The 20938-nt window shown below is 38.7% G+C and carries 16 protein-coding genes; 6 read left to right on the top strand and 10 right to left on the bottom strand.

Features of this window, described 5'->3' with window-relative positions; genetic code table 11:
- Nucleotides 1–88 precede the first annotated feature (88 nt).
- A complete protein-coding gene (gene mdh, locus KIM67_RS11050; protein WP_213831389.1) occupies nt 89–1015 on the bottom strand; it encodes a malate dehydrogenase in 927 nt (308 codons plus the stop codon).
- A gap of 242 nt (nt 1016–1257) precedes the next feature.
- Here mdh and KIM67_RS11045 point away from each other — a divergent pair, with 242 nt between their 5' ends.
- Entirely contained in the window at nt 1258–1626 is a 369-nt protein-coding gene (locus tag KIM67_RS11045; protein ID WP_213831388.1) for a hypothetical protein, read from the top strand.
- A 56-nt stretch (nt 1627–1682) separates the two neighbouring features.
- Here the strand turns inward: KIM67_RS11045 and KIM67_RS11040 are convergent, their stop codons facing one another.
- The 3 genes from KIM67_RS11040 to asnB all read right to left on the bottom strand — a co-directional run bounded on the left by KIM67_RS11040 (nt 1683) and on the right by asnB (nt 6627).
- Complete coding sequence (locus tag KIM67_RS11040; RefSeq protein ID WP_213831387.1) at nt 1683–2696, bottom strand: DUF6588 family protein; 1014 nt, start codon at nt 2694–2696, stop codon at nt 1683–1685.
- Nucleotides 2697–2768: 72 nt separating this feature from the next.
- The gene (gene gyrB / locus KIM67_RS11035) at nt 2769–4709 is read right to left on the bottom strand and encodes a DNA topoisomerase (ATP-hydrolyzing) subunit B (protein WP_213831386.1); all 1941 of its coding nucleotides are present in this window, start codon (nt 4707–4709) and stop codon (nt 2769–2771) included.
- A 253-nt stretch (nt 4710–4962) separates the two neighbouring features.
- Entirely contained in the window at nt 4963–6627 is a 1665-nt protein-coding gene (gene asnB, locus KIM67_RS11030; protein ID WP_213831385.1) for an asparagine synthase B, read from the bottom strand.
- 240 nt (nt 6628–6867) lie between these two features.
- Here asnB and KIM67_RS11025 point away from each other — a divergent pair, with 240 nt between their 5' ends.
- A complete protein-coding gene (locus KIM67_RS11025; protein WP_213831384.1) occupies nt 6868–7398 on the top strand; it encodes a DUF2911 domain-containing protein in 531 nt (176 codons plus the stop codon).
- Nucleotides 7399–7447: 49 nt separating this feature from the next.
- Here KIM67_RS11025 and KIM67_RS11020 read toward each other — a convergent pair whose 3' ends face one another.
- Together KIM67_RS11020 and KIM67_RS11015 are read right to left on the bottom strand one after the other, a co-directional pair.
- The gene (locus tag KIM67_RS11020; RefSeq protein ID WP_213831383.1) at nt 7448–9070 is read right to left on the bottom strand and encodes an amidohydrolase; all 1623 of its coding nucleotides are present in this window, start codon (nt 9068–9070) and stop codon (nt 7448–7450) included.
- Between the two features lie 149 nt (nt 9071–9219).
- Nucleotides 9220–10227, bottom strand: a complete 1008-nt coding sequence (locus tag KIM67_RS11015; RefSeq protein ID WP_213831382.1) for an OmpA family protein — start codon at nt 10225–10227, stop codon at nt 9220–9222.
- 239 nt (nt 10228–10466) lie between these two features.
- Between KIM67_RS11015 and KIM67_RS11010 the strand changes: the two genes are divergently transcribed.
- Nucleotides 10467–10889, top strand: coding sequence for a hypothetical protein (locus tag KIM67_RS11010; RefSeq protein ID WP_213831381.1), 423 nt, complete (start codon nt 10467–10469; stop codon nt 10887–10889).
- Nucleotides 10890–10969: 80 nt separating this feature from the next.
- Here KIM67_RS11010 and KIM67_RS11005 read toward each other — a convergent pair whose 3' ends face one another.
- From KIM67_RS11005 to KIM67_RS10995, 3 genes are all read right to left on the bottom strand, one after another.
- The gene (locus KIM67_RS11005) at nt 10970–11938 is read right to left on the bottom strand and encodes an OmpA family protein (RefSeq protein ID WP_213831380.1); all 969 of its coding nucleotides are present in this window, start codon (nt 11936–11938) and stop codon (nt 10970–10972) included.
- 226 nt (nt 11939–12164) lie between these two features.
- Complete coding sequence (locus KIM67_RS11000; RefSeq protein ID WP_213831379.1) at nt 12165–13925, bottom strand: TonB-dependent receptor; 1761 nt, start codon at nt 13923–13925, stop codon at nt 12165–12167.
- A 13-nt stretch (nt 13926–13938) separates the two neighbouring features.
- A complete protein-coding gene (locus KIM67_RS10995) occupies nt 13939–16959 on the bottom strand; it encodes a tetratricopeptide repeat protein (RefSeq protein WP_213831378.1) in 3021 nt (1006 codons plus the stop codon).
- Nucleotides 16960–17104: 145 nt separating this feature from the next.
- Between KIM67_RS10995 and KIM67_RS10990 the strand changes: the two genes are divergently transcribed.
- The 3 genes from KIM67_RS10990 (at nt 17105) to ppgK (ending at nt 19067) form a co-directional block, all read left to right on the top strand.
- Nucleotides 17105–17794, top strand: a complete 690-nt coding sequence (locus tag KIM67_RS10990) for a cell division ATP-binding protein FtsE (protein ID WP_213831377.1) — start codon at nt 17105–17107, stop codon at nt 17792–17794.
- Entirely contained in the window at nt 17791–18222 is a 432-nt protein-coding gene (locus KIM67_RS10985; protein ID WP_213831376.1) for a hypothetical protein, read from the top strand. Before KIM67_RS10990 ends, KIM67_RS10985 begins: the two co-directional genes overlap by 4 nt.
- Nucleotides 18223–18308: 86 nt before the next feature.
- The gene (gene ppgK / locus KIM67_RS10980) at nt 18309–19067 is read left to right on the top strand and encodes a polyphosphate--glucose phosphotransferase (protein ID WP_213831375.1); all 759 of its coding nucleotides are present in this window, start codon (nt 18309–18311) and stop codon (nt 19065–19067) included.
- Here the strand turns inward: ppgK and typA are convergent.
- The gene (typA, locus tag KIM67_RS10975; RefSeq protein WP_213831374.1) at nt 19064–20863 is read right to left on the bottom strand and encodes a translational GTPase TypA; all 1800 of its coding nucleotides are present in this window, start codon (nt 20861–20863) and stop codon (nt 19064–19066) included. The genes ppgK and typA overlap by 4 nt on opposite strands.
- Between the last annotated feature and the right edge of the window lie 75 nt (nt 20864–20938).

The following is a 20938-nucleotide window of genomic DNA, read 5'->3' as shown; positions in this document are numbered from 1 at the left end:
AAACAGCGGTAATAAAAAACCCAAGAAAATTAAATTTTCAGATTTTTAGCGCTGCCCAAAATGACAATTCTACAGTATAATTTTTAGATTATAACTGGAGTAGTCCGTTGGTCTTTCTTACACCTTCGGCACTTTCTTGCATCTTGTTTTTTTCTGCATCGCTCAGGTCAATCTCAACTATCTTTTCAATACCATTTTTCCCCAATAATACTGGGACACCTATACAAATATCGTTAAGATCATATTCTCCTTCTAAAAAGGTAGAGCATGGGAACATTTTCTTCTGATCACAAGCTATTGCATGTACTAACGAAGAAACAGCGGCACCCGGCGCATACCAAGCACTGGTACCTAACAGTTTTGTAAGGGTAGCGCCACCAACTTTGGTATCTTCAACAACTTGTTGCATGCGGTCTTCTGCCAAGAACTCGGATACTTTGACACTATTACGTGCCGCATGGTTGATTAGTGGCACCATACCAGTATCGCTATGTCCGCCTATTACCATACCATCAACATCAGAAATCGGTGCTTCTAAAGCTTCTGCTAATCGATATTTGAATCGGGCACTGTCCAAAGCGCCGCCCATACCGATTATTCTATTTTTAGGCACATCTGTGGTTTTGTGCACCAAGTAAGTCATGGTATCCATTGGGTTACTGACAACAATAAGAATAACGTTAGGAGAATGTTCCAATAAGCTTGAAGCAACGGTTTTAACGATACCAGCGTTGATTCCTATCAATTCTTCCCTTGTCATTCCGGGTTTACGTGGTATCCCTGAGGTGATAACAGCGATATTACTACCAGCAGTTTTAGCATAATCATTGGTACTTCCAGTAATCTTGGTATCAAAACCATTTAAGGAAGCTGTTTGCATCAAGTCCATTGCTTTTCCTTCTGCGTATCCTTCTTTGATATCAAGCAATACAACTTCCGATGCAAAATCTTTCATTGCAATATATTCAGCACAGCTAGCTCCAACTGCACCTGCCCCAACTACGGTTACTTTCATGTTTATCAGTTTAAAATTATTGGCAAAAATAAGGCATTTCCCTTAGAAAAAACCTGACTTTTAACCATTTTGAGCAATGTTGATTCTCCTAAGGTTTTGTTAGAAAATTGAGTTTTATGTTAAGAAACATTGCACTTGACCGAATAATTCAACTAAGGTCACATATAAAGTCAATTTCCAGGCAATAATTTCCTACTTCAAAACGTTATTATAATCCCAAATTACTTTTAACCTACTTGCCCATGAAAAAGCTCTTTTCATTGCTATCCATTGTATGTATTATTGCAATCAGCAACTGTACCAGTATCCCAGAAAACAATGACCCCATATTAGGCATCTGGGTAAACGCTTCGACTACATTAGAAAGCAAAAATGAAACTACTGTGAGAGAGGAGTGGATTTTTAACGATGTCTATCTCGGAAGATACCAACGCTACTCCAATAACACCATAGATTTTTATACCGATTTTAAATGGTCGGAAGAAAACGGTATCTACAATATCATCTATTCTGATACTGAAATTTCTGATGTTATCGTGAACCTTGAAGAAACCAACGAGCCCGAAATTTTATCTCTTGAAAATGGCGGTGTATTTGCTGTGCGAGAATAACGAAACAATAAATAGTATATAAAAAGGCTCAAAGAAAAATTGAGCCTTTTTTAGTTTTATCTGAATCCAAAGTTAATACCGAAGGTTAGGGTATTAAATTCTGCTATGTTATAATCAGCATTGAGTCGAAAGAAGCCAAGTTTTAATTTTGTGCCAACATTGGCCATGACCCCGTTCACTTTATTACTGATTGAAAATGGGTCTTCATATGTTTCCTGGAAAGGTCCTGATTGCACTACATACGTTCCTAAAATATCCGTCTCAGATTTTCCGGTCATGTAACCCAGGCCTCCATAAAAATTGATGACCGGCAATTTTGTGGATACAACAGCACTAAAATTCCAAGAATTGAACTTTGTATCTATCCGTTGGTTGGCTCCATCAATTAGCTCAGTATTGGTAAAGTCATATTCTCCACTCAATCTCGTATACCCAATAACACCAGAAATTGCTACGGGCAATATCTTATCTGCAGGTAGATGCTTTGTAAAATCATGTTGTATCCCTACACCAAAAAGTCCAATAGCTACATCATCAGTATCAATCTTCGGGAGAAACCTTGCTTTTACTTCCGTGCCCTTTATCAAACCAACACTCGCTTGAATATATCCCGATGGCACAAAATTAATATCCTCAGATGCCAAACCAGAAGGCAATTCCAGTTCTTCACGTACCGTAACACCGGGAGCAACTTCTGCTTCTACAAAAACCCTTACTCCCTCTATATCTCCCAAAGCTGTGGAAACTTCTTTTGAAGTACTTCCATCTACAAACTGTAGATTTTCATAATCAGCCGTATCAAGCGTAAAGGATTTTTTATTGTCCTTATTTTTAAAACCGGTTATATTTCCAATTATGGAAATTTCAAAACCTCCCAAGGGCTTTGCATCAGCAGAATTGTACCAACCATTTGCTATACTGTAAATTCCGGCTTCGGAAACTGGCGCCAGCCAATCTGATGTAAATCGTTCAGCATCATTAAGACCAGCAGCTAAAAGGTCATTAAGGTTGGATTGAGATATTCCAAAAGAAAAACTACATAACGTACATAAAAGAATGATTCTTTTCATTTTGTAAAATTTTTCCTAAAACTAAAAAACTCGCTTTGTTAGAGCGAGTTTTTGTTGTGAAATGAAGGTTATTTATACATCTATGTTCGCATAGACGGCATTTTTCTCGATAAATTCACGTCGTGGCGGCACCTCATCCCCCATTAACATGGAAAATATACGATCGGATTCTGTGGCATTGTCTATACTCACTTGGCGTAATGTCCTGAATTCTGGATTCATAGTGGTATCCCATAATTGTTCAGCATTCATTTCTCCAAGACCTTTGTAGCGTTGAATGCCTGCTCCTCCGTTCATGGATGCTATGATTTCATCACGCTCTTCATCATTCCAAGCGTATCTACGTTTTGAACCTTTTTTGACCAAGTATAAAGGGGGTGTTGCTATATAAACGTGGCCTCCTTCTATAAGTTCTCGCATATACCTAAAGAAGAACGTAAGTATCAGTGTCTCTATATGGCTTCCATCCACATCGGCATCACACATGATTACAACTTTGTGGTATCTTAATTTTTCTAGGTTTAAAGCCTTACTATCCTCTTCGGTACCTATGGTAACACCAAGTGCAGTGTATATATTTTTGATTTCCTCATTTTCGAAAACCTTATGTTGCATTGCTTTTTCAACATTCAAGATTTTACCGCGCAATGGCAAAATAGCCTGAAAGTTTCTATCTCTTCCTTGTTTGGCCGTTCCACCCGCAGAATCTCCCTCTACTAGAAACACTTCGCATTTGGTTGGATCTTGTTCGGAGCAATCCGAAAGTTTCCCTGGTAAGCCTCCACCTGTCATTGGGTTTTTACGTTGTACCATCTCACGAGCTTTAGCAGCGGCATGGCGTGCCTGAGCAGCGAGAATTACTTTTTGAACTACAGATTTGGCATCATCTGGGTGCTCTTCCAAATAATTGGTCAACATCTCAGAAACAGCCTGACTTACGGCACTGGTTACCTCACGGTTACCTAATTTAGTTTTTGTCTGCCCCTCAAACTGTGGCTCTGCAACTTTTACGGATACAATTGCTGTTAATCCTTCACGAAAATCATCACCTGCAACTTCAAACTTCAATTTATCCAACATACCAGAACCATCTGCATATTTCTTTAGTGTAGAGGTCAATCCTCTTCTAAAGCCCGATAAGTGGGTTCCCCCTTCATGGGTATTGATATTGTTCACATAGGAATGAAGGTTTTCGGTGTAGCCTGTATTATAGACCATGGCTACTTCTACGGGAATTCCATTTTTTTCACCTTCCATTGAGATTACACTCCGGATGAGAGGCTCGCGGTTTCCATCCAAAAACTTGATAAATTCCTTTAACCCTTCTTCAGAATAAAAAGTTTCGGATATAAATTCACCCTTTTCGTCCTTATTTCTTTTATCTGTTAATGTGATGGTCACGCCTTTATTCAAATAAGAAAGCTCACGCATCCTATTTGAAAGGGTCTCATAATTATATTCCGTGGTTTGGGAAAAGATGGTATCATCTGGCATAAATGTTACCTCCGTACCAGTTTCATTACTTTCGCCAATACTTTTTACGGGATAAAGGGTCTTTCCTCTTTCATATTCCTGCTCCCAGATTTTACCCTCTCTATGTACAGTAGCTTTTAAATGAATGGATAGTGCATTCACCACAGAAACACCAACACCATGAAGACCTCCCGAAACTTTATAAGAATCTTTATCAAACTTACCCCCAGCACCAATCTTGGTCATTACGACCTCTAGCGCGGAAACACCTTCTTTTTTATGTAGCCCAACTGGAATTCCACGACCATTATCCTTAGTAGTGATGGAATTATCTTCATTTATGATTACGTCAATGGTATCGCAGTACCCCCCCATGGCCTCATCAATGGAGTTGTCCACAACTTCGTACACCAAATGGTGCAATCCCCGTACCCCAACATCACCGATATACATGGAAGGACGCATCCGCACATGCTCCATTCCTTCCAGAGCCTGGATACTATCTGCTGAATATTGGTTTTTTTTAGCTTCTTCGCTCATATAACCTTTTGTATTAGCTTTGAAATTTTCAAATCCTACAAATATAAGCAATCCCCTTTGGAATTAGGTGTTTGAAGCGGTTCACCCCTTTTAAGTTATCAACAAAAAATGTGAAAAACATAGATGGTATTCGTTCCTTCTATTTGAATCTTTTTAAACTAAAAAGCCCCTCTTTCAAGGGGCTTTTCCGACTAATAGAAAATGAAACAAAACTACATCCTCCTACTTCATAGACTTTAAACGATCAATTCTTTTAATAAGCATCCTCGTGCACATTGGCCACGGCCCTACCTGATGGATCGTTCATATTTTTAAATGCTTCGTCCCATTCCAATGCAATTTTGGTACTGCATGCTACCGATGGTTCTTGCGGAACGCTCAATGCAGCTGCATCGGAAGGAAAGTGTCCTTCAAAAATGGAACGATAATAATATTCTTCTTTTGATGTTGGTGTTTGAATGGGGAACTTGAAATGTGCATTTGCGAGTTGTTCATCGCTGACCTCTTCATTCACTATTTTCTTCAAGGTATCGATCCAACTATATCCAACACCGTCCGAAAACTGTTCTTTTTGTCTCCATGCCACACTTTCTGGAAGATAGGACTCAAACGCTTTACGTACCACCCATTTCTCCATACGCTCTCCATTGATCATTTTATCTTTTGGATTGATACGCATGGCAACATCCATAAATTCTTTGTCCAAAAAAGGAACACGACCCTCAATCCCCCATGCAGCAAGTGATTTATTGGCCCTAAGGCAATCGTACATGTGCAACTTATCCAGTTTTCGTACGGTTTCTTCATGAAAGTCTTTTGGGCTTGGTGCCTTATGAAAATATAGGTACCCACCGAACAGTTCATCCGCTCCCTCACCGGACAATACCATTTTTATCCCCATGGATTTGATTACCCTAGCCATTAAATACATGGGAGTAGATGCTCTTATGGTAGTAATGTCATAAGTCTCTAAGTTGTAGATAACATCTTTTATGGCATCTAGACCTTCTTGTATGGTAAATTTTATCTCGTGATGAATGGTTCCGATGTGTTCTGCTACTTTTTGAGCAGCGGCTAAATCCGGGGAACCTTCCAAGCCAACCGAAAATGAATGCAGTTGAGGCCACCATGCTTCTTTTGTATCTCCCGATTCAATTCGTTTTTGAGAATATTTCTTTGCAACCGCAGAGGTTACCGAAGAATCCAATCCACCGGATAATAAAACCCCATAAGGCACATCTGACATTAATTGACGATGCACAGCAGCTTCAAGAGCGTCCTTAATTTCTTGGATGCTGGTCTCATTTTCCTTGACAGCTTCATAGTCCATCCAATCCCTGGTATACCATCGTTTGAACTCGCTATCCGAGCTATGCATATAATGCCCCGGGGGAAACAGTTCAATCTTTGAGCAGGTTCCTTCCAACGCCTTAAGTTCAGAAGCAACATAAAAAGTCCCATTTTTATCCCATCCTATATAAAGTGGGATGATACCCATATGGTCCCTTGCAATAAAGTATTCGTCTTTTTCGCTGTCATAAATGGCAAAACCAAAAATACCATTTAGCTCATCCACAAAATCAACTCCTTTTTCTTGATAGAGCGCCAAAATCACTTCACAATCCGATTCGGTCTTAAATTCATACCGCCCATCAAATTGATTTCTTAATTCTCTGTGGTTATAAATTTCGCCATTGGCAGCTAAAATCAATTTCCCATCTTCACTGAACAATGGCTGTTTTCCTGATGCAGGATCGACTATCGCCAACCTTTCATGGGCCAATATCGCTTTGTCATCTGCATAAATCCCGCTCCAATCTGGACCTCTATGCCTCACTTTTTTAGACATTTCTAAAAGTTGAGGCCTTAATACTTCTGTACTTTCCTTTACATCAAACGCACATACAATTCCGCACATAATTTTTATTTTATAACAATTTCAATACAAATATTACCGTATACTTTCAATAATAAAACATTAAACACTATAAAGGTTTCATTTTTTAATATTTTACATCAATAAACCACTAAATTAATATCAAAACTATAATACTGATAAGAAATATGAACACTTTGTAAGGTTGCTAAATTTTAACGTCTTTTTATAAAAACAACATTTAATAACATCCTAGTTTTGAGGACAACTAAAATTTCTATCATGAAAAATGTATTTTTATTTACTTTCTTAATCGTTTCGTTGGTTTTTTCAACGGAAGCAACCGCACAAAAATTCAGTGGTTTGGATAAAAGCCCCGCGGACATTGCTGCATATCCTTCCAGCTACAGAGTTTCTGAAAAAGCAGTTCGTATTATCTACAGTCGTCCCCAATTAAAAGGACGTAGCATTTCTGAACTTGCCCCTGCTGGTAAGGTTTGGAGAACCGGAGCCAATGAAGCCCCAGAGATTACTTTTTACAAAGACGCCACTATTGGTGGCACTGCTGTAAAAGCAGGAACTTATGCTTTGTTCACTATTCCAGGGGAAGGCGAATGGACCGTAGTTTTAAACAGCAATCTAAATCAATGGGGAGCGTACTCTTACGATAAGGCAGCTGATGTAGCTAGGGTTAGCGCTAAGACAAGTACTGACAGTGAATCTTTAGAGGCATTCTCAATCACTTTTGATGAGGATGGAAACATGATCATGGGCTGGGGAACAACACGTGTTTCTTTAGCTATGAGCCTCTAAGCAAAAGAAATAAAGTATTAAAGAAAAGCGAGCCAAATGGCTCGCTTTTTTATTTAACTTGGTTACCGCCCACAAAGACCTGCTCTGCTTTAAGATTAGGTATGTCTTCCACGGGAATTGTCATGATATCATCGCTCAAGATTACAAAATCGGCTACTTTTCCAATTTCTATACTTCCCTTTTCGTCTTCTTCAAAATTGGAATGTGCCGCCCAAATGGTCATCCCTTTTAGCGTTTCTTCTCTTGATAAGGCGTCTTTCATTTGAAAACCCCCTTCGGGATAGCTGTCTAAATCCTGTCTTGCTACAGCGGCATAAAACGTTAAGAATGGACTCACTTGTTCCACGGGAAAGTCGGTTCCCAATGCTACGGTTCCTGATTTGTCCAACAATTTTTTAAAGGCATATGCACCTTTAACCCGTTCTTTTCCTAAACGGTCTTCCGCCCAGTACATATCACTAGTTGCATGAGTGGGTTGGATGGATGGGATAATTCCATTTTCAAAATAATCAAAATCCTGTGCTGATATTACTTGGGCGTGTTCCACTTTCCAACGCCTATCTTCTTTTCCTTCCAGCGCCTTTTTATAGGCTCGCAACACCACAATGTTTGCCGAATCTCCAATAGCATGGGTATTCATTTGATAGTCCGAAGCAGCAATTCGTTCTGCCAAAGCCTCTATTTCATCTACTGGGGTAATCATGGCTCCAAAATGTCCTTCGTGGTCCGAGTATGGCGCTTTTAATGCTGCACCTCTAGAACCCAAAGCGCCATCACCATAAACTTTTACGGATCTAACATTCAATTTATCTGTTTTAACGATTCCCTTATCCAAATAATAATCCAGATTTTCTGGGGTATTGCTCACCATGGCATACACCCGTATGGACAAATCACCTGATTGTTGCAAACTGTCTATTAAATCAATAGTGGGTTTGTGCAATCCTGCATCGTTAACGGTGGTCAGACCATAATCAAAGCATAAACGTTCTGCATCTTTAAGTGCTTGAATCTGTTTAGTCCTGTTCGATTTAGGAATAACCGCATCGACCATTCCCATTGGGTTGTCCACCAGAACGCCCGTAGGTTTTCCTTCTTTTTTTATGATGGCCCCACCTTCAACCTCTGTTTCTGAAGTAATACCGGCTAAATCCAATGCTTTCTGATTGACCAAATAGGCATGTCCGTCAACCCGTTCTAATGCAATGGGTGTATCTGGAAACAATTCATCAAACTTATCCTTGGTAGGAAACTCTTTTACTTCCCAATCATTCTGATCCCATCCTCTACCCTGAATAAAATTGGAAGGATTTTCTTTATGAAACGCTACCACCCTATCAACAATTTCCTGAAAACTTTTGGTTCCTACCAAATCAACGACCTGCTGATTAAGGCCCAATCCATAAAAATGACAGTGCGCGTCTATTAGACCGGGAACAATGGTTTTGCCATCGGCATCCATTTGTTCTATTGCAGTATACTTTTCACCAATTTCGTTTGTTTCACCAACTGCCACAAACTTGCCATTTTTTATGGCGATACTACCAGCAGTTGAAAAATCCCCGTCAACGGTGTACACATTGGCATTGGATACAATGAGGTCCACTTCTTCTTTTGAAGCACACGATATTACAAGAACTGAAATGGATACTAGGAAAAAAAGCTGTTTCATTTTTGAAGGTTTCCTTCAAAAATAGAAAATGTTACCGTAAAGCAGAGTTTAATTATTGGCGTGCCAAATCATTGCTAAATTAATTGCCATTGAAGTAAAGCGATGGCATAGTTGCATTCTGTTATTTTTAACAGCAAATATGTCTTATTTTACTCGTCTTGAAAGTCGGTCATTACAAACTCAACCCTACGGTTGGAAAGATGGCTTTCTTTTATTTTCCCGTTTCTAAGTGGCCTTGTGTCTCCTACACCTTCCCAAACAATTCGGTTGTCATCGATTCCTAGATTTTTAAGATAAAGTGCGACCGCCCTAGCTCTTAAAGAGGATACAAACTTGTTATATTCGGGTTTTCCAACATTATCAGAGTGACCTGTAATCTTCATCTGTACCTCAGCATTTTCTTTGAGATACTTGAATATTTTTTTGACACTTGCTATAGCTTCTGCATCCAATTCGTAACCTTTAGGTTCATACGGGTTACGTTCTAGAACATATATCTTGTCTTTTTCATAATTGATTCTTGGCAATTCCTCAAGCATTAAATTATCAACGTAATAGTATGAGAAATCACTAGATAATATAGAACCATCGTGGTTTAACAATTCTGTGTCTACGTTGTTTTTAAAATTGCCAATAATGATGTGGTTTTCGAAACCTTTAGCATCAAATTCAGCCGTTAGGGTAATCCAATCATCGGTATTTGCCAAAGATTTGTTCGGCTTTAGTTTGACTTCGTGAAACATGATGTCTTCTTTAAGATCCATGCGGGAACTGGTCAAAGCCGAGCCGTTTGGAAACTTTACTTTTTTGTTGACCAGTACGATTGACATATTCTTCAACGCTAGGCTAGATGCCTCAGCAAGACTTAAATTCAATGAAATTTTGTAAGGGTGTTTTTCCCTTAATGTTTTACTGGTATTCAACTGAACATATTCGCGATAGTTATTTAAGGCGTAGAAATAAAGTCCAACATAGCCGGAGCCTTCCTCAGCTTTTTGCGAACCCTTAAAATTGGCAGGAACCGAGAAATCACTCGAACCACATGCATTAAAGTAATCTCCAGAACTTGATGTTGGTAAAGAAACGTCTTCCAGTAAAGTACCAGAATTGATAATATTTGATGGACAGGATTTAAACTTTTCGAAGCCCGGGTTCAAAATCAAATTTTGCCCAATAAGTGGAGTTCCCACTAAAAAACAAAAGCTGAGAAATAAAAAAATACGAGTAACCTTATAAAGCATAGTTATATTGATTTGTAGGTTCTCGTACCGCCTAAATAAACGCAGTTTTTTAGCCCATATTGTTCAATGCGAAATTTTTTAGTGTCGCTTTTTTCATTATTCTTATGATACTAATTTCCAATATAATCCGTTATAATAATCCAAATCTTATTATAATGCGCATAGTGAACTTTATGCTCGTATTATCTGTTGTTCCCTACTTTGGTATTAGCCAAAACAAAATAACAGGTAAAGTTGTTGATCAGCTTGGATTCCCAATTTACCGTGCCTCCGCTGAAATAAGTACAACTGATATTATTACGTATACCGACTATGATGGTTCTTTTCTACTTAAAAGTGAAAAAGATTTCCATTGGAAAGTCAATATAAAATCCAAAGGCTATGAACCCGAGTCTTTTTTTGTTCTAAGTGGTGGGAATACCGGTTACATCGTATTGGAATATGATGATGACATTAAAAAACTGTTGGATGGTAATTCTGGACTGCGCCAAAAATTTTACTGGGATTCATGGAAAAAAACAATTCTGCTTCCTAAGTCGGAAAACCTTTTGGTGAGCGCAACCAATTTTTCTAATTGATTACGCCTCTTTCTAAATAAATCGTTGTTTTCCTAGTTATATATTAGCTCTTATTGGAAAGGCAATGAATAGGTATTATACTATTCCTCATCAACAAACTTTGTCATGACAAATTCTACACGCCTATTTTTTCTTCTGGCCTTATCGGTAAGTGTACTATCTAAAGGAATCTTATTTCCGTAACCAGTATAGGAAATTCTCTTTTTTTCTAGCCCAAGCATTATTAAGTATTTCGCAACTGTATTGGCACGTTGACTTGACAAGACTTCATTATATTCCTCTGATCCCAGATCATCTGTATGACCACTTATAGAAACTTTTAAGTTGGGATTCTTTTTGAGGTACTTATATACATCCGCTAAACTTTGTTTTGCTTTAGGTTCCAGTTCAAAACGGTCAAAGTCAAAATTTACATGATTGAGTACATAGCTTTGGTTGGGCTTGTACTCTGGACCTAAATATGTAAGTGTAACATCGTCTAGATAATAATACGAATAGCCTTCGACCGAAGCTGTATTTTTATTAAAATCCAAGTATTTTGTTCCCCCATTACTTTTAAAGTTACCAAGGATAAGGTTACTTTCAAATCCTTTGGCCACAAAATCCAATTCAACTTCCATCCAATCTCCCTTATCATCATAAAAGCCATTGGAAGAGAACTGTTTAGCGTGTGTTGTTTTAATAACCTGCGAGGATAGCATCGCATTTGAAAGCTGTCGTTTTGTATGAACGGACAGTGGCTTTTCTGAAAAAACAGCACCTAAGTCCATTACCGCGCCATCTGATTTTTCAGACAAGCTTAAGGATAGACTTAGTCTGTAACGATGTCCCTTTTTTAAGGTTTTGGATAACTTTACCTGAATATATTCACGGTAATCTTTTGGGGCGAATAAATACAGACCTGCATAGGCATCTCCTTCAAAAGCATCTTGTTTTCCCTTAAAATTCAGGGGAATTCCCAACTTGGTCTTGCTACATTCATTGAAGTAATCTGTAGTACCCAACGTTGGTGCACTCCAATACTCTGCATCTTTATTTAAATTGCTCATTTTGACAGGGCATTCCACAAAATCCTCGAAGCCACCATTGTGTACAAGATTCTGTGAAACCACTGACGAAAACATCAAGGTAAAAAAGAAAAGGAACAATATGTAAGTGAACCGTAATCGCATGACTTCCAATTCAATCGGACACACCACGCCAAATGATAAGATTTAGACTGGTACGGTAACTATAACGATTTTCTTATGTTTTTATTGTGTTTTTACCTACAAATCAAAAATCGAACTTATAGGAAAGTCCGGCCAATGCTTGAAAACTTTGCACCCTAAAATTGGCCCAACGTTGATAATCATTGTTGGCAATATTGGACGCTTTGACAAAAACCGAAAGTTGTTCATTAAAGCGATAGCCTACATGGGCATTGGCATCAAAAAAGCTATCCAACGTCACAATAGTGGAAGGAAATTCCGAGGGCAAGGCATTGGCAACTGCTTGCGAAACCAAGTCGTCCCGCTCGCCCACATAGAACAAATTAGCTCCCATATACCATTTTTCATCAATTTGATAATCCATAAACAAAGAGCCTTTGATACTGGGTAGGTTCCAAGCTGGATTGTCCGTTTCGGTATCGTAATCGTAGAACTCAGCATTAATACCCATGGTGAAATTACGGTTGACGTCAACATTTAGCTCAGCAAAAACGCCCAGTGTTTTTATGTCATCATAAAATACCTGGAACGAATTCCCATAGAAATAATCGCCTTCATCTTCCCTAGCCAAATTCTCAGGGTTCAGCAAAAACAAAGGCCTTCGGTTTTCGGCAGTATACGAACCTTTGATATTGTACCCGACATTGGACACCAGCTGTCCTTTTAAACCTAAATACCCTTCATATTGTTGGTCGGTGGGTTGAATTGACAAAGTCGGTGAAACAAAGGGGTTCTCGTTTACAAAGTCAAAATATGAATTCTGATGCAGCTCACCTTCTACCCCACCATAGGCAATAACCGTTTCGTCCAACAAGCGATATGATACCGTAACCGCAGGATAAATATAGAAGTTGCTTTCGCTGTTTTCTGTATCCATTCCATAGACGAGATTGGCTCCCAAATTTAAAGTAAGGTCATTCCGAAGCATTTGCAAACTTGGGGTTACACCAACTTGGAAGTGGCTGTAATCTATTCCCGTTTCATTTGTTGTATTATTCAAGGATGCATTCTCAAAACTTCCACTAACGTAATCCAGTTTAGCACTTATGGTAACTATTTCCTCTGTAACAGGCAATTCAATAATGGGTTGAAAAACAACGCGATTCTCTCCCGAATCCGTAGCATCCCAAAATCTCCTCACCAAAACGGTTCCACTTTTAAAAAAAGAATCTTCAAGATTTAAATGTGCTTTTGCCTGTGCATTAAAATAATTCTGAGTTGCATCTATACCGGCAATTATGGTCTCATCAAAAGCATCATTTTCGATACCGTACCAATTGTACAATTGATGCTGGAGGCCAACACTCGCACCCCAGTCCAAATCCCTATCCTTCTTTGCATACGAAACATCAAGTTTAGTATTGTAAAAGTCAGCATCCAAAGGTGTGGATTCAATGGCACCTCTGGAAGAATTGTGATTTAACCCAAAATCCAACAAATCTTCACCCCTACTAAATTCGCGACTGGTATAAAAGTCCACCAAAGCGTTATTAAAGTTTCCCAAACCAACGGATGCATACGAATTGTAAAGCGTAGGTGGTGATGTTTTTTTTACACGAGAAGCTTTTCCCTTTGCGGGCGTAAAGGTTGAAGCCACAGGTACCGAAAAAATACTATAATTGATTTTTTTCTTCTGTAGTACAATAGAATCATTCAGATTGGGCGTTGATTTTAATTTAAAGGCATCTGAAACGGTCGGTGAGTAAGGTTTTACCACAGTGACCGTTTCGGTACCAATACTATCAGTTTCAGTTTCCTGAGCTGAAACTGCTCCCCAAAGGCTCAAAAATAATAGGATAAATATGCAGTTATGTTTTTTGTACATGGTGTGTCTCAATTTAGTTCCCGTTAGGGTCTACTGAAGAATTACTTTGTGCCTCACGTGCTTTGATTATAGCAAGTTCTCCTTTGGCTTCTGCAACTATGGTCTCATATTCGGAGAAATTGGAAATTACACTTTCCAAAATGTAGGTTGCTTGAAAGGCGTCTCCCAGGGCGTAAAAATTCTTTGCCATGAGTACCAATCCTTTTCCACCCCATTTTTTGTAAGAGGCATAATCCTTAGCCAGTTTTTGCACTGAAGTATTCGAAGCCTCAAAATCTTGGTCTTTATTTTTAAAATAGGCATCGTAGTACCATGCTTCCGCAGCCATTTCGCCAATCGCAATTTTCTTTACTTCTTTATAAGCAGTATCTGCCAGCTGCTCATCATTGGTAGCAATGGCCGAACGGGCAATCATGATTTGCGCATCGCTCTTAATACGATTATCGATTTTTGTAGCTTTTAAGACTTTCTCTGCATATGCTATGGTTAGGTCGTAGTTCCTTTTTTCATAATACCCCTTCATTAGGTTGGATTGCGCAAAAGTCTTGTTCTGTGAAATCTCAGCTGTATTTTCCAATCGTTCTAGATAAGGAAGGGCACTATCATAATCTTGTTTGCCAATATAAAGTTCGCAAACCCTAGTAAGTGCTTGTTCCGTAAACTCCCCATTGCTATCGGCAACGAATTTGTACTTTGGCAGTGCCTTTTCCTTTTCTCCCTTAGAAAAATATAGTTGTGCCAGGTTAAAGTTCGCATTTAGCGCATGGAGTCCATTCGGAAATTCCTTTAGATATGCTTCATACCCATTGATGGCCATATCAGTTTTGCCTTCAATATATTTTCTGTCCGCAGCTTCAAAACTGGCGTTATCCAGTTCTGTATCCGTTACTTCTACAAAGTCCAAGCTTCTTGCCCATGTTGCATATTCGCTTACCCTGCCCTCATCTACATACACTAATTTAGCAGTTGCCACCGCTTGTTTAGCTTCTTGGGTATTTGGGTATTTTTGAACGACTCCTTTTAATTTGGTCAGAGCTTGATCATTTCTATTGGCGTTGTAGTGCACCAATCCTTGGCGAAGCATTGCCCTAGGCGCAAACTTACTTGTAGCAAATTCTTCATGAAGCCTGTCGTATGTTTTTAAACCTGTTGCCTCTTCATTCATTTTGATATAAGAATTACCCAGCTCAAATAATGCATCATCCCGTAGTGAAGATTTTGGGTAGCTGATCAAAAATTTGTTCAACCCATCGATTTTAGCAGAAGTATCCCCTAAAAAACCACTGCATAATGTCTTTTGAAATGCTGCATAATCCTGTTCTGCGCCATTCAATCGTAATGACTCGTTGTAAGCATTTTGGGCAGGGTTATATTGACTCGTCACAAAATAACTATCGCCTAAACGTAGATAGCTATCATTGAGTCGTTCGGTATTATCTATATTAGAACTAGTGATACTTTTGAAATTAGTGATGGCACTTGCATAATCCTTCAATTTAAAATGACAGTATCCCAAATTATAATCGATGTCTTGGTATTCCTCTAGATTTTGGGCGGCTGGAAGCTTTTCAAATCGATTAAAGTCCGTAAGCGCCTCATCAAACCGATTCAATCGGTAAGCAGATTCCGCCTTCCAATACAGGGCTCGCGCTTCAAAACTTTGGTTTTCGGCATTTTTAAGTGATTTTGAAAATCGTCCTAAAGCCGCTTCGTAATCGCCATCCATAAACAATTCAACACCTCTGTAAAACGCTACTTTTTGATAGGTCTCTTTGCTAGCATACCCCCTATTTTCCTCCAAAAGAAGCATCGCACCCTCAAAATTCCTGGATGTAATGTATGAATCCACCAACAATTCCTGAATTTCTTGCTGATGTTCGTCTTTGGGGTACTTTTCTAAATAGGTTGTCAATACCTGCGGAACAGGTTCATAGGCATTACCGATTTCATAGCTCAATCTGGCATAATTCAAAAAGGCATCTTTTTGAATTTCTGCACTAAAATCCATCTGGGAAGCATTCCTAAAAGCATTCAATGCTTCGGGTTTTTTATCCAATTTCAGATAGCATTCGGCCAAATGGTAGTATGCATTTTGGGAAACACTGTTAGTACCTCCAATGATTTTATTGAATTGTTGCACCGCAGCTTCATAATCGCCTTTTTTGTAATGGGCATATCCAATAAGATAATAATCAGTATTATTGAATTTTCCGCGTTTCCCTCGATACTTTTCCAAATAGGGAATCGCTTCCTGGTACTGTTCCAGATTGAAATAGCTTTCACCAATAATTTTATTGAGCTCGGATACTTCCTTTCGGTCGGACTTTGGCAATTGTTTTTTTGCCATGGCAATCGCTTCTTCAAAATTGCCCAATTTAAAATTTAAGTCTGCTTGGTAATACGACAATTTCTCGTTGAGAAGTTCAGGGTCCGTGATTTGATCAAAACGTTCACTTGCACTATCGTAATCATCCTGTTCGTAAGCAATATACCCTAAGTAATACTTTGCCTGTGATCCATATTTTGGTGAGTTACTTACCTTACTTAGATAACGTTCCGCCGCTTTGGGATTGTTCGATGCGTATAATGAATATCCATTATTAAAGTTAAAACGCTCTTTATCTTTTTTGGACATGGTGGATTGATCCACCTTTTTGTACCACTTTAGTGCATATGGATATTTTCCAGTTTCAAAATAATAATCGGCTACATCTAAAAACGCCGAGTTCCTTTTGGTAGAGGTCGGGTAACTTTCCACAAAGCTTTCCATCTTTTTATCTGCTCCACGCTGGCTTAGGCGAATGGCGGCATTAGCAGCGTAATACGCGCTATTTGCTTCGGTCTCATGGTCTTTTGTTTCGACCTTGACCTTTTCAAAAATAGTCTGTGCTGCTTGGTATTGTTGAGAATTATAAAGTGCTAAAGCATCTTGATACGCCTTATCTTCATGATAAAATAATTTGGTCTCTTGGGAAATGGCAGTAAAGAGAAATCCCAAAAATATCGGGAAAATGATGAGGTTTTTTCGATTCATAGTGTTCTACGCTGTTCTCGATTGACTTTTAACATAACGTCAAAATTTAAGCCAAAGTATATTGTAAAGTTAGGAAGCAAAATTTGGAAACGCTTAACGTGCTATAAATTTAGAACTTAGTACCTTTATTTTTCAAAACGAAAATATGTCGGAAACAATTCTAAAACTACAGGACGTAGCCGTATTCCAAAATGAAAACCTCATCTTGAACAATATATCCTTGGAGGTCAAGAAGGGAGAGTTTGTATATATTATTGGTAAAACCGGAAGCGGCAAAAGTAGCTTCATGAAAACTTTGTATGCAGACCTTCCCCTAAAACAAGGTTCTGGCAGTGTAGTGGATTTCGACTTGGAAAAACTTCAAGAAAAAGAAATTCCGTTCTTACGAAGAAAATTGGGTATCGTTTTTCAGGATTTCAAATTGTTGTCTGACCGAAACATCAATAACAATCTACGTTTTGTGCTCAAAGCAACTGGATGGACGGATGCAACTAAAATGGATAACAAGATCGAAGAGGTTTTGGATAAAGTGGGCATGAAGACCAAAGGTTTTAAATTTCCGCATGAACTTTCGGGAGGAGAACAACAACGAATTGCGATTGCGCGGGCCTTGCTTAACGACCCCGAATTAATTCTCGCAGACGAACCTACAGGGAACCTGGACCCACAAACCAGTGTGGAGGTCATGAAGGTTCTGCAAGACATCAATCAAAATGGACGAACTATCATCATGGCAACCCATGATTATGCATTGATATTGAAGTACCCTCACAAAACATTAAAATGCGATGGGAGCAAAGTCTTTGAGGTTATTCAAAAAGCAACTGCATCATGATTCTAAAAAAACAGGACTGCAAAAAAGATAAAAAAACCAATCCTTTTATTGGAATACTTCTTTTTTTAATTTCAATTGTCTTAACGCTACTTACAGGTCCACTTGGTCTAGTTTACGGTATTTTTCAGCAACTATTTACGAAAGGAGTAAGAGGCGTAGGCGAGTTCTGTCTAGAAATGGCAATTTCAGTAGATCAATTGGGTAATGTTATCATGCAGCACTTATTTAATTTGCTATGGATAAAAGAGGGTGGATATAAATTTGGAAATAGGGACGAGACCATTTCAAGTGCCCTTGGAAAGAACAAGCAATTGGATACATTGACCGGTTTTGGCAAGGCCATTGATAAAATCTTAGATATCATTGATCCAAATCATTCACTCAACTCCATTGATTATTACATACAGCCACCGAAGAAGGAAAGTTAACAACTAATTAAATATTGTTAATAGGTTACCTTTTTCACCGCCAAAAGTTTTTCGTTTATTTGTTAAACTAAATAATTAACCAATTTATGGAAATTCTTGGTATTGATATTGGTGGATCTGGTATTAAAGGTGCACTGGTAAACGCCGAAACTGGAGAAATGTTGACAGAAAGGCATCGTATCCCTACCCCAAGTTCAAGAAAACCAGAAGATATGGCCAAAGTCATATCCCAAATCGTTGAACACTTTAAGTACAATGGCCCTGTAGGTTGTGGTTTTCCAACAATCGTTAAGAATGGAATCTGCTTATCACCTGGAAATCTCCACCCTAGTTGGGTCGATGTAAATATTGATGAACTATTTACAAAGGTTACCGGCAATGAGTTTACCGTATTAAACGATGCCGATGCTGCGGGATATGCTTCCATGAATTATGGTGTAGGCAAGGGAAAAAATGGTCTGGTACTTATGATTACCATTGGTACTGGTCTAGGTAGTGGTGCTTTTTATAACGGTATATTACTTCCCAACTTTGAACTTGGGCAAATTCCTTATAAGAAACACAAGAAAATTGAAGAATGGGCCGCTGCTTCTGCCAAAGAACGAGAAGACCTTTCTTATGAAAGATGGGGCAAACGCTTTAATAAATTTCTAAGATTGGTAGAGCTTATCGTTTCACCTGACCTGATTATCGTAGGCGGAGGCACCTCAAAGAAATGGAAAGAGTTTAACCACTTGATTACCATTGAAACTGATGTTGTTAAAGCGGAACTTATGAACCACGCCGGGATTATTGGTGCCGCTGTTGCTTGCTTACGCGAACAACACCATGGTCATTTGGGCTAATCTATTTTATTTCGTTTTCTATCCACTTCTTTTAAGAAAATCTTGCGTAATCTAAGATGATTTGGCGTTACTTCTACATACTCGTCTTTCTGAATATATTCCAAAGCCTCCTCTAACGAAAACTTAATGGCAGGAACTATTTTAGCCTTGTCATCTGCACCAGATGAACGCACATTGGATAATTTCTTGGTCTTGGTTACGTTCACCGTCATGTCATCACCACGCGAATTCTCACCGATTACCTGTCCCTCATAAATTCCTTCCCCTGGATCAATAAAGAATTTACCTCTTTCCTGTAATTTATCGATTGAATAAGGAATAGAAGTTCCATTTTCCATAGAAACCAAAGATCCATTTTGCCTTTGAGCTATTTCTCCCTTCAAAGGTTGGTATTCAAGAAAACGGTGCGCCATAATTGCTTCTCCTGCTGTCGCGGTAAGTAATTGATTTCGCAATCCTATAATACCCCTCGATGGAATCATGAACTCGCATAGCATACGAGACCCTTTAGCTTCCATACTGGTCATCTCCCCTTTTCTAATAGATACCATCTCCACGGCCTTTCCAGAAACTTCTTCGGGCAAATCAATGGTCAAATGCTCTACTGGTTCACATTTTACACCATCAATTTCTTTAATTATTACTTGAGGCTGGCCAATTTGAAGTTCATAACCTTCCCTACGCATAGTCTCTATCAAAACAGAAAGATGCAGTACACCACGTCCAAAAACCATAAATTTATCGGCACTGTCTGTTTCGTTAACTCGTAGCGCAAGGTTTTTTTCAAGCTCTTTTTCTAGACGTTCTTTAATATGTCTAGAGGTGACGAACTTCCCATCTTTACCAAAAAATGGACTATCGTTAATGGTGAAAAGCATACTCATCGTAGGTTCATCAATAGCGATGGTTTGTAGTTTTTCAGGATTCTCTAAATCCGCAACAGTATCCCCAATCTCAAAACTTTCCATGCCTACTATTGCACAGATATCTCCCGTTTTGACTTGTTGTACTTTTTGACGTCCAAGACCTTCAAAAGTAAAAAGCTCTTTGATTTTTGATTTTACGGTAGTTCCATCGCGTTTTACCAAAGAAATCTGCTGTCCTTCTTTTAAGCTACCACGGGTCAACCTACCAATAGCAATACGCCCAGTAAAAGATGAAAAATCCAATGAGGTAATCAACATTTGAGTACTACCTTCTTGTGGTTTGAACTCAGGAACATGCTCAATGACCATATCCAACAAGGGCTCTATATTTTCAGTTGGCTTTTGCCAATCTTCGCCCATCCAGTTTTGTTTTGCCGAACCATATACCGTTGGAAAGTCTAATTGCCATTCCTCCGCACCAAGTTCAAACATCAAGTCAAAAACTTTTTCATGAACTTCTTCTGGTGTACAGTTTTCCTTGTCTACTTTATTGATGACCACACATGGTTTTAGCCCTAAATCAATCGCTTTTTGCAATACAAATCTTGTCTGTGGCATGGGTCCCTCAAAAGCATCCACCAATAACAAGACACCATCGGCCATATTCAGTACACGTTCTACTTCTCCTCCAAAATCGGCGTGACCAGGGGTATCGATGATATTTATTTTGGTATCCTTGTAAACTACGGAAACGTTTTTAGAAACTATGGTAATTCCTCTCTCCCTTTCTAGATCATTATTGTCCAGAATCAAATCACCCTTGTTCTCATTATCACGAAATAACTGGCAGTGAAACATGATTTTATCAACCAAAGTAGTCTTACCATGGTCAACGTGTGCAATGATTGCGATATTCTTGATTTTGGACATAACCTATTTTTTAAGCCCGCAAAGATACTGCGATTTCTCTACTTGTACACCTTATCAAATGTTATTTTTATCTTA

Origin of the sequence: Flagellimonas sp. 389, assembly GCF_018449435.1 — a bacterium.
Taxonomy (GTDB): domain Bacteria; phylum Bacteroidota; class Bacteroidia; order Flavobacteriales; family Flavobacteriaceae; genus Flagellimonas.
The sequence above is the reverse complement of the archived record's forward strand: the minus strand, read 5'-3'. Positions and strand labels throughout refer to the sequence as shown.